This window comes from Pseudomonas sp. TE12234 (genome assembly GCF_054061835.1).
Genome location: NZ_JBSSEP010000021.1, coordinates 82,146 through 97,066 on the forward strand (window position 1 = coordinate 82,146; position 14,921 = coordinate 97,066).

The window sequence follows — 14,921 nt, forward strand, 5'->3', positions numbered from 1 at the left end:
TTCAGGAATAGCCCGTGACCTCCATCTTCTGGTACGACTATGAAACCACGGGTATCAACCCCCGTTGCGATCGCCCATTGCAAATGGCAGGGCTGCGTACTGATCTCGATCTCAATGAAATAGACGAGCCGGTCAATCTCTATTGCCAACCCAGTGACGACATCCTGCCGCATCCGGCGGCCTGCGCGATCACCGGCATTACCCCAGGCCAACTGGCCGGGCAAGGCCTGAGTGAAGCCGATTTCATGACCCGGGTGCATGCGCAACTGGCGGCTCCCGGCACTTGCGGAGCGGGTTACAACACCTTGCGTTTCGACGACGAAATGACCCGATACAGCCTGTATCGCAATTTTTTCGACCCGTACGCGCGGGAGTGGCAGGGCGGTAACAGTCGCTGGGATTTGATCGATGTGGTGCGTGCAGCCTATGCCTTGCGCCCCGATGGTCTCGTCTGGCCCACCGACGACGAGGGGCGGGTGACCCTCAAGCTCGAACGCCTGACCGCTGCCAATGGCATAGATCATGGCAATGCCCACGAAGCGCTGTCGGACGTTCGCGCCACCATCGCCTTGGCGCGACTGATCCGGGAGAAGCAGCCGAAGCTGTATGACTGGCTGTTCAATCTGCGCAGCAAGCAAAAGGTCCTGGATCAGATTCGCCTGCTGCAACCGATGGTGCATGTTTCCGGGCGCTTTTCTGCCGCGCGCAACTACGTGGGCGTGGTGTTGCCCCTGGCCTGGCACCCGCGTAACAAGAACGCCTTGATTGTCTGTGACCTGCACCTCGACCCTCAGGCATTGCTTGATCTGGATACCGAAACATTGCGCCAGCGCTTATATACCCGTCGCGAAGATCTGGCCGAAGCTGAGTTGCCGGTTCCACTCAAGCTCATCCATATCAATAAATGCCCGGTGGTGGCGCCGATGTCGGTACTTCGCCCGGAAGATCAGCAGCGGTTGGGGCTGGATATGGCGCTCTATCAGCAGCGTGCACTGCGGCTAAACGACGCGCAGAAAGTCTGGCAGGATAAAGTTTCGGCGATATATGCCCGCGAGGATTTCTCCGCAAGCCAGGACCCGGAGCAACAGTTATACGACGGCTTTATCGGTGATCGCGATCGACGTCTGTGCGAACAAGTCCGAACGGTTGATCCTGGGCAATTAGCGCAAGAGCAATGGCCTTTCGATGATGAACGTTTACCGGAATTATTGTTTCGATATCGCGCACGTAACTTTCCCGATACGTTGAGTGCCGACGAGCAAGAACGCTGGCGATTATTCTGTCAGAAACGTTTGTCAGTGCCGGAGTGGGGCGCGCCCAATACCCTGGAAAGTTTTGTCGAGGCCGCAGCCCAATTGAATGTTACAGCGACGCCGTTTCAGCGATCAGTGCTGAATGAATGGCAGGAATATGTCCAGGCCTTACGTAAACGTTTGAATCTTTGAAATCGAAAATATCCGGAGCTTGAACTCCGGGCATAAAAAAACGCCAGCGCATGCTGGCGTTCTTTTTTGCCGCTGATCAGTCTGCGACAAGCGCTGCGGCTTAGCCCAGCAGGGTCGCCCAGCCTTCAACCACGTCGCCGCCCCACTTGGCTTTCCACTCTTTCAGAGTCTTGTGGTTGCCACCTTTGGTTTCGATGACTTCGCCGTTGTGCGGGTTTTTGTATTGTTTAACTTTGCGAGCACGCTTGGTGCCGGTAGTTTTGACTGCGCCGCCGCGTGGTGCCTTGGTTTTGGATTCTGGGTCCAGCAACGCGATGATGTCACGCAGGGACTTGGAGTATTCGCCCATCAGGGTGCGCAGTTTGCCTTCGAATTCCAGCTCGGTTTGCAGTTTGTCGTCTTGGGACAGGTTCTTCAAACGGGCTTGCAGCTCTTTGATGGCTTCTTCGGTGGCGCGATATTCGTTGATCAAGGACATGATGACTACCTTATGCAGGTCAAAGGATGTAGGGGAACAGTGCCGCAATAATAGTCAGGGTGTTTCATCAAGTAAACATTAAACCGGAGTTTATTTAATTTAATCGTGGTGAATTCGCACATTGAATGTGCGGATAAATAATTCGATACATCCGGCACACATATTCACAATTGGATGCTTGTAAGTGGCCGACAACGCACTGTTTGCCCGCGCTGCCGGCGTCAGCAGATTCCTTGTCGCCGACCTTCGGCCAGGCCGAAACGTCATCATTACTGCAGTTTTTCTGCGCAATCGCTAGAATGGCCGCCTTTGCGAAGTTCTGGAGTTTCCCCCTCATGCGCACTTTTCGGCTGGTGATTTCTTGCCCGGACCGCGTCGGCATCGTTGCCAAAGTCAGTAACTTTCTGGCGTCCCATAACGGCTGGATCACTGAGGCGAGCCATCACTCGGACAATCTCAGTGGCTGGTTCTTCATGCGTCACGAAATTCGCGCCGACTCGCTGCCTTTCGGTATCGAAGCGTTGCGCGAAGCCTTTGCGCCGATTGCCGAAGAGTTCTCGATGGACTGGCGCATCACCGATACCGAGCAGAAGAAGCGCGTGGTCCTGATGGCCAGTCGTGAGTCCCACTGCCTTGCCGACCTGCTGCATCGCTGGCACAGCGATGAACTGGACTGTGAAATCGCCTGCGTGATTTCCAACCATGACGACCTGCGCAGCATGGTCGAATGGCACGGCATTCCGTACTACCACGTGCCGGTCAATCCACAGGACAAGGAGCCGGCGTTCGCCGAAGTTTCGCGCCTGGTCAAACAGCACGATGCCGAAGTGGTCGTACTGGCCCGCTACATGCAAATCCTGCCGCCGGAACTGTGCCGCGAATATGCGCACAAGGTCATCAATATTCACCACAGCTTCCTGCCATCGTTCGTCGGTGCCAAGCCGTATCACCAGGCTTCCCTGCGTGGTGTGAAGCTGATCGGTGCGACCTGCCACTATGTGACCGAAGAGCTGGACGCCGGCCCGATCATCGAGCAGGACGTGGTGCGCGTCAGCCACAGCGACAGCATCGAAGACATGGTGCGTTTCGGTCGCGACGTCGAGAAGATGGTGCTGGCCCGCGGTCTGCGTTATCACCTGGAAGACCGGGTGCTGGTGCACGGCAACAAAACCGTGGTGTTCTGACCGTCGCCACACGACACGGTTGAAATCCGGAGGGCCTGGGCGTTCAATCGCTTCAGGCCCTTCGCCGTTTCTACACTGAGGATATGTCTATGGCCGATCCACTGGACAAAGCCACGTCAAAGGCTCCCGCGACATTGGGTGAGGGCTGTTTGAGTCGTTATGACCCGGATGACATGAGCCCGGAAGATGGCACGGAGTTCCCCGGCGCGGCCGAACTGTGGGAGCAGTTACAGGAACAGCCGGAAAAACCGTCTAAGCCTGCTTGAGGTTCATCAGTTTCTTAAGCAATGGTCGGCCAAGCATCAATAGAAACACGGGCCCGCCAACCAGCAGATAGAAGTAGTAAGTCACCGCGCGCCAGATCAGAATCGCTGCTGCCGCTGTGGATTTGCCCACCATGGGCGCCAACAGCGCCGCCGACGTCAGTTCCGCCGCCCCCGCACCTCCCGGCAACAGAGTGAATTGCCCGGCACTCAGGGAGAGCATCTGGATCAGAAAACTCCAGGCCCACTGCAAGTCCGCGCCGAGCCCACGCAGTGCCAGGTACAACACGCTGTAGCGCAAAACCCAATGCAGGCAGGTCAGGGCAAACACCGTGATCAATGTCTGAAAGGGCAGCTTCAGTGTGTCGGTGAAGGCTGCAAGGAAATGCAGGAGCTTGCGAGCCCAGCGAACCCGGGTGCTGGCTTTGACATTGAGACGAGCCAGCAATCGACCCGTCAGGCGAATCAGCCCGCGATGATAGCGAGCCACGACGATGCAACTGAACAATCCGCCGAACATCGAGACTGCGCTGACGATCAGTAACCATTCCATTCGCTGGCTCAGGTGCTGGAACAGGGCATAAATCAGAATCCCGCTCAGTGCGCAGAGAAAGAACAGCAAGTCACTGAGCTGGTCCATGGCGAACACCGCGCTGCCTCTGGCCGGTCGCACGCCGTTGCGCGCCAGCAGCGCCATGATCGTCAGCGGTCCGCCGCTGCCGCCCGGCGTGGCGCAGTAGGCAAACTCGGCGGCCATCACGACGCCAAGGCTTTTGACCGGGCTCACCTTGTTGCGTTGATCTCCCAGCAACAGACGCAAACGCAGCGTATTGACCACCCAGCACAACAGGATCATGCCGAACATGATCAACAATTCGCTCAAGGGAAAACTCTGCAATCGCGACCAGGTCTCGCTCCCGCCCAATAGCCAGGGGATCAGCACCGCCGCGAGCAGGCCGACTAGCAGCAGAAAACCGCGGCTCATGCGGCACGCCCCATGCGTTCGCTGTGCCGTGCCAGCCAGCGTGCCTTGGTCATTGGTACTCGACCCTCGGCGATCAGGCGCTTGAGGGTTTGCAGCCAGTACGTGCGCGAGAACTCATGACGCATGTCCACCGGGTGCAGGCCGAGTCGAATCACCGGCGCTTGTCGCCAGCGCTGTTCACGTTGATCGCTGAGCAGTTTCGACAATCCCCGGCGCCAGGCACTGCGCGCGCTCCAGACCAGTCCAGGGGCATCGACGACGGCAAAATCCGGCAGTTTATAAAGGTGCTGCGGGTCGCTGGTGTAACTCAGCGGCAACTGACGCAGGGCTTGGCGCGTCCCTTCGCTCATCAGCCACGCGGGAGCGACGAAGCCATGCAGAGGCCAGTGGTAACGCTGAAACATGTCAATGCCGGCGTGCAGGCGGGTGAGGGCCGCTTCCGCGGACAGGCTGTAGAACTCGCCTTCGTGGGTGTAGACCCGGCGCATGAACCAGTCGCGGGGATTGCTTGCCATCGGTCCGTCGTCGCAATGGAAATAGCCGTGCAACGCCAGCTCGTCACCGAGGGCGAGGCGCCCGCTGAGCAGGCGACGAAATCCCGGGTGCGCCTCCAGGTCATTGTGTTTGTGGAAATTCGGCACCACCAGCCAGGTCATCGGCACATTGCCCAAAGCATCGACGGCTTCGACAAAGGGCTGATAATCGGCCCAGGTTGGTGGTGCGATGTCGTGCAGCACCAACAACAGGCTGGGCGGGTCCTTGGGCTCAACCATTGGCCACCTGCGGCCATTGGCTGCCGAGCACGGCGTGATAGTGACCGAGCAGGCTGTTGACCACGGTATCCCAAGAGTAATGTCGTTCGACATGGCGCCGCGCTTGTTGGCCAAGGGCGGCACAGCCCTGTTCGAACAGTTCGCGCACGGCGTTGGCCATCGCTTGCGGATCGTTCGGCCTGCAGAGCAAGCCGCATTGATCGGTGACAATTTCCTCAAAGGCCCCGGCCGCCACGGCCACCACCGGAATACCGCTGGCCATGGCTTCGAGGATCACCAGGCCAAAGGTCTCCTGATCACCGGCATGCAGCAGCGCATCGGCACTGGCCATCAGGCGGGCGACTTGTGTGGCGGGGCAGAATTCGTCGACGACTGTGACATTGCCCGGCACCGCAGCTGGCATCGAGGAACCAACCAGCAGCAAGTGGTAGCGCCGGCCCAGGCGTTTCATGCAGGCAAGCAGCACAGGCAGGTTTTTCTCCTTGGAACCGCGCCCGGCGAAGATCAACAGGTGGGTGTTTTCATCAATGCCCAGTTCGGCCCGCAGTCCGGGATCACGGGCGCCAGGGTGGAAGGTCTGCAAATCGACGCCCAAAGGCTGCACGAAAACGTTCTTCACCCCCAGGCCCGTCAGCTTTTCAGCCATGACCCGGCTCGGCGCCAGCACCCGGTCGAAATTGCCGTAGAGCTTCCTGACATAAGCCTCGATGTTGGTGGTGACCCAATTGCCCATGCGGTTGCTGATCAACAGCGGCAGGTCCGAGTGGTAAAAGCCAATGACCGGCACGTCCAGTTGCCGCCGGGCATCGAGGGCGGCCCAGGCGGTGAGGTAAGGGTCGCCGACTTCAATCAGCTCCGGTTGCAAATCCTGGAGGACATTGCGCCAGGGCGCGAGACGCAGAGGGAAACGATACCCCTTGCCGAAGGGCAGGGCGGGCGCCGGAACGGTATAAATGCCATCGCGTTCACTGAAGGACGCGCCGGGGATCAACAAACTGTGGCGGATGCCCGGCCGGGTGAACAGGCGACGGTGCTTGGCATCCAGATAAGTGCGCACGCCACCGCTGGCAGGGGCGTAGAACATGGTTATGTCAGCGATATGCACGATGAACATCCCTCCGGTCCGTTGCTCTCCCTTGATTGACCTTAATGAAGAATAGTTGTTCGGTTGGGGATTTGTGGGCGGGGGACTGAGGTAACAGCAATGTTGTGGCGAGGGAACTTGCGCCCTCGCCACAGGGGCGAGTGATCCGGCGTCAGATCCGGAAACTGCCCACCAACTGCTGCAAGCGCGCCGCCTGCTGTTCCAGATCGGCACAGGCACGCAAGGTCGATTGCAGGTTTTCCACACCCTCTTGATTGAGGGTGTTGATTTCGGTGATGTCCACGTTGATCGACTCGACCACGGCAGTCTGTTCCTCGGTCGCCGTGGCCACCGACTGGTTCATGCCGTCGATTTCGCCGATGCGCTGGGTCACGCTGCTCAGGCGCTCGCCCGCCAGGTTGGCGATTTCCACGCTGTCCTGGCTGTGGCGCTGGCTGTCGCTCATGGTGCTGACGGATTCGCGCGCGCCAATTTGCAGCTCCTCGATCATGGTCTGCACCTGTTGCGCCGACTCCTGAGTGCGATGCGCGAGGTTACGCACTTCGTCGGCGACCACGGCAAACCCGCGTCCGGCTTCACCGGCCCGCGCCGCTTCGATGGCGGCGTTGAGGGCCAGCAGGTTGGTTTGCTGGGAGATGCTGGTGATGACTTCGAGGATTTGCCCGATGTTCACGGTTTTGCTGTTGAGCGACTCGATGTTGCTGCTGGAGGCGCTGAGCATGCTCGATAGCTGATTCATCGCGGCAATGCTGCGATCTACCACCTGCTGGCCGTCTTCGGCCAGGCTGCGGGCATCGCTGGCCTGGTTCGATGCTTGCGCGGCGTTGCGGGCGATCTCCTGGGCGGCGGCGCCGAGCTGATTGATTGCAGCGGCCACGCTGTTGGTGCGCGAAGCCTGCTGGTCGGAGTTGTACATCGACGAGTTCGAGGCCGCGACGACCCGCAATGCGACTTCGTTGACCTGCCCGGTGGCCGAGCACACCTCGCGGATAGAACCGTGGATGCGCTCCACAAAACGGTTGAACGCGGTGCCAAGGATGCCGAATTCATCGTGGTTCACGATGGTCAGGCGTTTGGTCAGGTCGCCTTCGCCGTCGGCAATATCGGCCATGGCGCGGGTCATGACGTGCAATGGCTGGATCAGGATGCGGATCAGCATGCCCAGCAGGGCGATGATGATCACCACGGCAATGACGGTTGCAACGACTGCCGAGGCGCGGAATTCGCTGAGCGTGGAAAAGGCTTTGTCCTTGTCCACGGATAAGCCGATGTACCAGTTCACCGACGATAACCCTTTGATCGGGGTGAAGGTCATGATGCGGGTTTTGCCATTGACCTGAATTTCACTCAGGTCGCTGCTGATGGCCGGCGTGTCCTGCGGGTAAACATCCTTGAGCGATTTCATCGCCAGCGCTTTGTCGGGATGTACCAGGATCTTGCCGTCCGAGCTGACCAGGAAGGCGTAACCCATGCCGCCGAAGTCCAGCGCGCTGAGGGTGTCGGCGATCACTTGCAAACTCAAGTCGCCACCGACGACGCCGATGTTCTGTCCGTCCTTGACCACACTGTCAACGATGGAAATCACCAGTTGGCCAGATGCCAGATCAATATAGGGTTCGGTCAATGCAGGGCCGTTTGCGCTTTGCGCACTCTTGTACCAGGGCCGGGCACGCGGGTCATAGCCGTCGGGCATCTTGCTGTCCGGACGGATCATGAAGGAACCATCCTTGTTGCCCAGGTAGGCGCCCATGAACGTAGACGTTACGGCCTTCTGTACGAGCAGCTTGGAAACGTTGTCGGTATCAGGGTTCAGTGCCACGGTTTGCGACAGGTTTTCGATCAACAAGCTGCGACCGGCCAGCCAGGTCTGGATATTGTTGGCAGTGACTCTGCCCATCTCCTGCAGATTATTGCCCAGGTCCCTTCGAATGGCGTTGCGCTGCAAGTAATCGTTGTAGAGCGTGAACGAGGCGAAGGCAGTAATGACGATGAGGGCGGCGGCAAGCAGGATTTTGTGGCTGAAACGCAGGTTTTTGTTCATGACTTGGGGTTCCGCTAAGGTCTTAATGCCCAACGCGTGCTTTTATAAAGGGACGCAAGACGGGCAAGGTTGAAAGCAAGTGATATTTCCGTCGCTCCTTAAGGGAAATGTCCTACCAGATTGTGTCTGTCTGCTTTGTCGTTATTTCTATCGGCCGTGTAGGACCAAAGATTAACCACGGGTGACCAAATGCCTGACTCATTGCAACTCGTCATCGGCGCCGATCTTGCGGGACAGCCGATCGCCCAGGCCATGCGCCTGGCCAATCGCCACGGTTTGATCGCGGGCGCCACCGGCACAGGCAAGACCGTTACCTTGCAACGCATGGCCGAAGACTTCAGTGACGCCGGCGTAGCGGTCTTCGCCGCCGATATCAAAGGCGATTTGTGCGGTCTGGGCGCTGCCGGCAATCCCCAGGGCAAGATCGCCGAGCGGATTGCCGGGATGCCTTGGCTGAAGCACAAGCCTCAGGCTTATCCGGTAACGCTGTGGGACGTACACGGTCAGTCCGGTCATCCGTTACGCACGACCTTGAGTGAAATGGGGCCGCTGCTGTTGGGAAGTTTGCTGGAACTGACGGATAGCCAGCAGTCGGCGCTGTACGCCGCCTTCAAGGTCGCAGACCGTGAAGGCCTGTTGCTGCTGGACTTGAAAGACTTGAAGGCGCTGCTCAATCACCTGAAGGACAATCCGGCGTTGCTCGGCGATGACGCGGCGTTGATGACCACCGGTTCCAGTCAGGCGCTGTTGCGGCGCCTGGCTACCCTGGAGCAACAGGGCGCCGAAGCGCTGTTCGGCGAACCGGCGCTGAAACTCGAAGATATTCTGCAACCGGCCGCCGATGGCCGCGGCCGCATTCATTTGCTCGATGCCAGTCGTCTGGTTCATGAAGCGCCCAAGGTCTACGCAACATTCCTGCTCTGGCTGCTGGCTGAATTGTTCGAGCAATTGCCGGAACGCGGCGATGGGGACAAACCATTGCTGGCGCTGTTCTTCGACGAGGCGCACCTGTTGTTCGCCGGTACGCCGAAGGCATTGCAGGATCGCCTTGAGCAAGTGGTACGGCTGATTCGTTCGAAAGGTGTCGGTGTGTATTTCGTCACTCAATCGCCGGGCGACTTGCCGGATGATGTACTGGCGCAGTTGGGGCTACGCATCCAGCACGGGTTGCGCGCATTCACGGCCAAAGAACAGAAATCCCTGCGCGCGGTGGCCGAGGGTTTCCGTCCGAACCCGGCCTTCGATACCCTGTCGGTGCTGACCGAGCTCGGGATTGGCGAGGCCCTGGTCGGCACCTTGCAGGACAAGGGCACGCCGGAGATGGTCCAGCGGGTGCTGGTGGCACCACCGCAATCGCGGATCGGGCCGCTGAGTGAGGCTGAGCGCGCGGCATTGATTGCCAGCTCGCCATTGCAGGGGCGATATGACAAGCCGATCGATCGCGAATCGGCCTATGAAGTGCTGATGGGGCGTAAAGGCCTGGCGCCTGAAGCTGAAGTCGCACCCGGCAAAGCGGCTCCGCAAGAGCCAAGCTTCACCGAACAGGCCGGGGAATTTCTCGGCACGGCGGCCGGGCAGGCGCTGAAGTCGGCGATGCGACAGGCGGCGAATCAGTTGGGGCGACAGCTGGTGCGTGGGTTGATGGGATCATTATTGGGCGGCAGTAAACGCCGCTGATCCGAGCTGGGGTATTAAATAGCCAGTATCAGCCCTTGGGCCTGGCGTGCGCCGCCAATCGTTCCAGCGCGGCCCGCAGTTTCGGGTCGCTGATGCCATCGGCCGTCGCCTGGATGGTGGCGGCGGCATCATTGGACAAATCCATGGTATGCCCGGCGGCACCTTGCTGAATGGTGGGCGGCTGTACCTTGAACAGGATTCGCGTGAGGTTGGCGAACTCGTCGAACATCTGCAATTGCCGCTGCAGGCGCTTTTGTTGATAACGCAGGCGAGTGGCCCAATGACCATCGGTGACAATCAGCAACAAACTGCCTTCGCGCCACGACGCAACGTGACAATGTTCACGGGCGGCCGGCTGCAATTGGCTTTCCAGCAGGCGTTGCAGATGACCCAGGCGTTGGGCGTGGCCGAGAATGGCCTTGAGCGGCTTGGCTTCGCGAAGCAGAACGGCGGGTGCTCTGGCCGTAAGAGGGCGAAATGCCATGATCAGACACCTGAAGTAACAGAGCCGCCATGGTAGCAGAAAGCGCCGGATGCACCTGCCCCCATTGCTTTTATGCGTGCTTTGCCCATTAAATCAACGAGTAACTTCTGTGCTGTATCGCTTGAAGTTCAGCCATTTGCCCCTATTTTAAGTGAGCCCCGTCACAGCGCTGTGCCAGCATCGTGGAATAACGCCACTTTCCTCACCATCGTTTCCGGGTAGAATGCTCGTTCGCATGCGGCCATGAGGGCTGCACGGGCGACTCACGGGGCCGCCCTCCATCCCTTTAGTGTGGAAGATCCTGCCGATATGTTTGCGCCTTTGTTAAAGAAACTTTTTGGAAGCAAGAACGAGCGTGAAGTCAAACGCATGCTCAAGACGGTGCAACTCGTCAATGCCTTCGAAGAGCAAATGGTGGCCCTTTCGGACGATCAATTGCGTGCCAAGACAGATGAGTTCAAGGCCCGCATCGCCAAAGGGGAAACCCTCGACAAGCTGTTGCCAGAAGCCTTTGCGGTCGCCCGCGAAGCCGGTAAGCGCGTCATGGGTATGCGCCACTTCGATGTCCAGCTGATCGGTGGCATGACCTTGCATGAAGGCAAGATCGCCGAAATGCGTACCGGTGAGGGCAAGACCCTGGTGGCAACACTGGGCGTTTATCTCAACGCATTGTCCGGCAAGGGCGTGCACGTTGTGACGGTGAACGACTACCTGGCTCGCCGTGACGCCAACTGGATGCGCCCGCTTTATGAGTTCCTCGGCCTGACGGTCGGCGTGGTCACGCCGTTCCAGCCGCCGGAAGAGAAGCGCGCCGCTTACGCCGCCGACATCACCTACGGTACCAACAACGAATTCGGTTTCGACTACCTGCGCGACAACATGGCGTTCAGCATGGAAGAAAAATTCCAGCGCGAACTCAATTTTGCCGTGATCGACGAAGTCGACTCCATCCTCATCGACGAAGCCCGTACTCCGCTGATCATTTCCGGTCAGGCCGAGGACAGCTCCAAGCTGTACATCGAGATCAACAAGCTGATCCCGCAGCTGGAGTTGCATATCGAAGAGGTCGAAGGCGAAGTCACCAAGGCCGGTCACTACACCATCGACGAGAAGACCCGCCAGGTCGAACTCAACGAAGCCGGTCACCAGTACGTCGAAGAGACGCTCACCCGCATCGGTCTGCTGGCCGAAGGCGAGAGCCTGTACTCGGCACACAACCTGAGCCTGCTGACTCACGTGTATGCCGGTCTGCGTGCGCACAAGCTGTTCCATCGCAACATCGAATACATCGTGCAGGACGGTCAGGTTGTCCTGGTCGACGAACACACCGGTCGTACCATGCCGGGCCGTCGTTTGTCCGAGGGCCTGCACCAGGCCATCGAAGCCAAGGAAAACCTCAACATCCAGGCCGAAAGCCAGACCCTGGCATCGACCACGTTCCAGAACTACTTCCGTCTGTACAGCAAACTGTCCGGCATGACCGGTACGGCTGACACCGAAGCGTTCGAGTTCCATCAGATCTATGGCCTGCAGGTCATGGTCATTCCACCGAACAAGCCGTTGGCCCGTAAGGACTACAACGACCTGGTGTTCCTGACCGCCGACGAGAAATACGCGGCAATCGTCGCCGACATCAAGGAAAGCATGGCGGCCGGTCGTCCGGTGCTGGTGGGTACTGCGACCATCGAAACGTCCGAGCACATGTCCAGCCTGCTTGTGAAGGAAGGCATCGAACACAAGGTTCTGAACGCCAAGTTCCACGAAAAAGAAGCCGAGATCATCGCCCAGGCCGGTCGTCCAGGCGCGCTGACCATCGCCACCAACATGGCCGGTCGTGGTACCGACATCCTGTTGGGCGGCAACTGGGAAGTGGAAGTGGCTTCGCTGGAAGACCCGACCCCTGAGCAGATCGCCCAGATCAAGGCCGACTGGCAGAAACGTCACCAGCAAGTGCTCGAGTCGGGCGGTTTGCAGGTGATCGCGTCCGAGCGTCACGAATCGCGCCGTATCGACAACCAGTTGCGTGGTCGTGCCGGTCGTCAGGGTGACGCCGGTTCCAGCCGTTTCTACCTGTCGCTGGAAGACAGCCTGATGCGCATCTTCGCCTCCGATCGGGTGAAGAACTTCATGAAGGCCCTGGGCATGCAGCCTGGCGAAGCGATCGAGCACCGCATGGTGACCAACGCCATCGAAAAGGCTCAGCGCAAGGTTGAAGGTCGCAACTTCGATATTCGCAAGCAACTGCTCGAGTTCGACGACGTCAACAACGAACAGCGTAAAGTGATCTATCACATGCGTAACACGTTGCTGGCCGCGGACAACATCGGTGAAACCATCGCCGACTTCCGTCAGGACGTGCTCAACGCCACCGTCAGCGCACACATTCCACCGCAATCGCTGCCGGAGCAGTGGGACGTGGCCGGGCTGGAAGCGGCGTTGCAGAGCGACTTTGGCGTCGCGCTGCCGATCCAGCAATGGCTCGACGAAGACGATCACCTGTACGAGGAGACCCTGCGCGAGAAGCTGATGCAGGAACTCGTGGCGGCGTACAACGAGAAAGAAGACCAGGCGGGCGCCGAGGCGCTGCGTACTTTCGAGAAGCAAATCGTTCTGCGCGTTCTGGACGACCTGTGGAAAGACCACCTGTCGACCATGGATCACCTGCGTCACGGCATTCACTTGCGTGGCTACGCCCAGAAGAACCCGAAGCAGGAGTACAAGCGCGAGTCGTTCACGCTGTTCTCCGAGCTGCTGGATTCGATCAAGCGCGACTCGATCCGTGTGCTGTCTCACGTTCAGGTTCGTCGCGAAGATCCGGCCGAAGAAGAAGCCCGTTTGCGTCAGGAGGCCGAAGCACTGGCGGCGCGCATGCAGTTCCTGCATGAAGAAGCCCCAGGTCTGGAGCAGCCGGAAGCGTTGGGTGAAGAGGTCGATGTGGCCCTGGCCACCGCACCGGTACGCAATGAGCAGAAGCTGGGCCGTAACGAGCTGTGCTACTGCGGTTCGGGCAAGAAATTCAAGCATTGCCACGGGCAGATCCAGTAAACCCCGTTTCATACGCTGAAATACCCGCGCCGCGACCGGCTCATGCCGTCGCGGCGTTTTGCCATTTAAACCACCGCTCTTCCTGAAGCGGTGCAGACATCATCTATTAAGGAGCGCATTCATGGCTGTTGGTCTTGGTCCTTTGCCAACGTTGCACCCGGTTGCCGGTTTTGAACTCGGTATCGCCTCTGCCGGTATCAAGCGCCCGGGGCGCAAGGATGTTGTGGTCATGCGCTGTGCCGAAGGCTCGACAGTCGCCGGCGTGTTCACCCTCAACGCCTTTTGCGCGGCACCGGTGATCCTGGCCAAGCAGCGTGTGCAAGGCCCGGTGCGTTACCTGCTGACCAACACCGGCAATGCCAACGCCGGTACCGGCGAGCCAGGCCTGGCCGCCGCCGAGCGTACGTGCGCCAAACTGGCTGAGCTGGCGGGTGTGGATGCCAGCCTGGTGCTGCCGTACTCCACCGGTGTGATCGGCGAGCCACTGCCGGTCGAGAAAATCGAAGGCGCGCTGCAAGCCGCGCTTGATGACCTGTCGATCAACAACTGGGAAGCTGCCGCCACCGGCATCATGACCACCGATACCCTGCCCAAGGGTGCCAGCCGTCAGTTCCAGCATGACGGCGTGACCATCACCGTCACCGGTATCAGCAAAGGCGCGGGCATGATCCGCCCGAACATGGCAACCATGCTCGGCTACATCGCCACCGACGCGAAGGTCTCCCGCGATGTGTTGCAAAATCTGTTGCTGGACGGCGCCAACAAGTCGTTCAACCGCATCACCATCGATGGCGACACCTCGACCAACGACTGCTGCATGCTGATCGCCACCGGTCAGGCAGCGCTGCCGGAAATCACCCGCGCCGAAGGCGAGCTGTTCGCCAAGTTGAAACAGGCGGTGTTCGAAGTCTGCATGGATGTGGCCCAGGCCATCGTTCGCGACGGTGAAGGTGCGACCAAGTTCGTCACCGTAGAAGTCAACGGCGGCGGCAATCACCAGGAGTGCCTGGACGTCGGTTACACCGTGGCTCACTCGCCACTGATCAAGACCGCACTGTTTGCCTCCGACCCGAACTGGGGTCGTATCCTCGCCGCTGTAGGCCGCGCGGGTGTACCGAATCTGGATGTGAGCAAAATCGACGTGTTCCTCGGTGAAGTGTGCATCGCCAGCCGTGGCGCGCGTGCCGCGACTTACACCGAAGCCCAGGGTGCGGCGGTCATGCAGCAGGAAGAAATCACCATCCGTATCGAGCTGGGACGCGGCGATTGCAGCGAAACCATCTGGACCACCGACCTGTCGCATGAGTACGTGAAGATCAACGCGGAATACCGTACTTAAGATCGCGTCGACACCATCGCGAGCAGGCTCGCTCCCACATTGGATTTGTGTACACCTGAACAATTGTGGGGGCTAGCCTACGAGCGATGGCGGTCTGCCAGT

Annotated in this window: 12 protein-coding genes and 1 pseudogene; 6 read left to right on the plus strand and 7 right to left on the minus strand. The window is 59.3% G+C overall.

Annotation, left to right across the window (positions count from 1 at the left end; translation table 11 throughout):
• The first annotated feature begins 14 nt into the window (after positions 1-14).
• The gene (gene sbcB / locus ACVWYU_RS26045) at positions 15-1,445 is read left to right on the plus strand and encodes an exodeoxyribonuclease I (RefSeq protein ID WP_457374056.1); all 1,431 of its coding nucleotides are present in this window, start codon (positions 15-17) and stop codon (positions 1,443-1,445) included.
• A 100-nt stretch (positions 1,446-1,545) separates the two neighbouring features.
• On the opposite strand, the gene mvaT is transcribed toward sbcB, so the two are convergent.
• Positions 1,546-1,923 carry a histone-like nucleoid-structuring protein MvaT gene (gene mvaT / locus ACVWYU_RS26050; protein WP_007933316.1) on the minus strand — a complete coding sequence of 126 codons (378 nt, stop codon included), beginning with the start codon at positions 1,921-1,923 and terminating at the stop codon, positions 1,546-1,548.
• Between the two features lie 335 nt (positions 1,924-2,258).
• Between mvaT and purU the strand changes: the two genes are divergently transcribed.
• Both purU and ACVWYU_RS26060 read left to right on the plus strand, forming a co-directional pair.
• The gene (purU, locus tag ACVWYU_RS26055; protein WP_020797876.1) at positions 2,259-3,107 is read left to right on the plus strand and encodes a formyltetrahydrofolate deformylase; all 849 of its coding nucleotides are present in this window, start codon (positions 2,259-2,261) and stop codon (positions 3,105-3,107) included.
• 89 nt (positions 3,108-3,196) lie between these two features.
• Positions 3,197-3,373, plus strand: a complete 177-nt coding sequence (locus tag ACVWYU_RS26060) for a hypothetical protein (RefSeq protein ID WP_247257348.1) — start codon at positions 3,197-3,199, stop codon at positions 3,371-3,373.
• On the opposite strand, the gene ACVWYU_RS26065 is transcribed toward ACVWYU_RS26060, so the two are convergent.
• The 5 genes and pseudogenes from ACVWYU_RS26065 to ACVWYU_RS26085 form a co-directional block, all read right to left on the minus strand.
• Positions 3,360-4,355 carry a lysylphosphatidylglycerol synthase transmembrane domain-containing protein gene (locus ACVWYU_RS26065; RefSeq protein WP_457374057.1) on the minus strand — a complete coding sequence of 332 codons (996 nt, stop codon included), beginning with the start codon at positions 4,353-4,355 and terminating at the stop codon, positions 3,360-3,362. The two genes, ACVWYU_RS26060 and ACVWYU_RS26065, sit on opposite strands and share 14 nt — an antisense overlap.
• Positions 4,352-5,128 carry a DUF2334 domain-containing protein gene (locus ACVWYU_RS26070; RefSeq protein WP_457374058.1) on the minus strand — a complete coding sequence of 259 codons (777 nt, stop codon included), beginning with the start codon at positions 5,126-5,128 and terminating at the stop codon, positions 4,352-4,354. Before ACVWYU_RS26070 ends, ACVWYU_RS26065 begins: the two co-directional genes overlap by 4 nt.
• Positions 5,121-6,242, minus strand: a complete 1,122-nt coding sequence (locus tag ACVWYU_RS26075; RefSeq protein ID WP_247257345.1) for a glycosyltransferase family 4 protein — start codon at positions 6,240-6,242, stop codon at positions 5,121-5,123. Before ACVWYU_RS26075 ends, ACVWYU_RS26070 begins: the two co-directional genes overlap by 8 nt.
• Before the next feature lie 142 nt (positions 6,243-6,384).
• On the minus strand, positions 6,385-7,149 hold the full coding sequence (locus tag ACVWYU_RS26080) for a methyl-accepting chemotaxis protein (RefSeq protein ID WP_390960034.1): 765 nt from the start codon (positions 7,147-7,149) through the stop codon (positions 6,385-6,387).
• A 93-nt stretch (positions 7,150-7,242) separates the two neighbouring features.
• Positions 7,243-8,274, minus strand: a pseudogene (locus tag ACVWYU_RS26085) (HAMP domain-containing protein); the annotation flags it as partial.
• Positions 8,275-8,463: 189 nt separating this feature from the next.
• On the opposite strand from ACVWYU_RS26085, the gene ACVWYU_RS26090 reads away from it, so the two are divergent.
• Positions 8,464-9,951, plus strand: coding sequence for a helicase HerA-like domain-containing protein (locus tag ACVWYU_RS26090; protein ID WP_457374059.1), 1,488 nt, complete (start codon positions 8,464-8,466; stop codon positions 9,949-9,951).
• Between the two features lie 28 nt (positions 9,952-9,979).
• On the opposite strand, the gene ACVWYU_RS26095 is transcribed toward ACVWYU_RS26090, so the two are convergent.
• Positions 9,980-10,435 (minus strand): DUF721 domain-containing protein, encoded by a 456-nt coding sequence (locus ACVWYU_RS26095; RefSeq protein ID WP_090324796.1) that lies wholly within the window; start codon positions 10,433-10,435, stop codon positions 9,980-9,982.
• A 309-nt stretch (positions 10,436-10,744) separates the two neighbouring features.
• Here ACVWYU_RS26095 and secA point away from each other — a divergent pair, with 309 nt between their 5' ends.
• Complete coding sequence (gene secA, locus ACVWYU_RS26100) at positions 10,745-13,480, plus strand: preprotein translocase subunit SecA (RefSeq protein ID WP_090324794.1); 2,736 nt, start codon at positions 10,745-10,747, stop codon at positions 13,478-13,480.
• Between the two features lie 121 nt (positions 13,481-13,601).
• Positions 13,602-14,819, plus strand: coding sequence for a bifunctional glutamate N-acetyltransferase/amino-acid acetyltransferase ArgJ (argJ, locus tag ACVWYU_RS26105; RefSeq protein WP_090324793.1), 1,218 nt, complete (start codon positions 13,602-13,604; stop codon positions 14,817-14,819).
• Positions 14,820-14,921 lie beyond the last annotated feature (102 nt).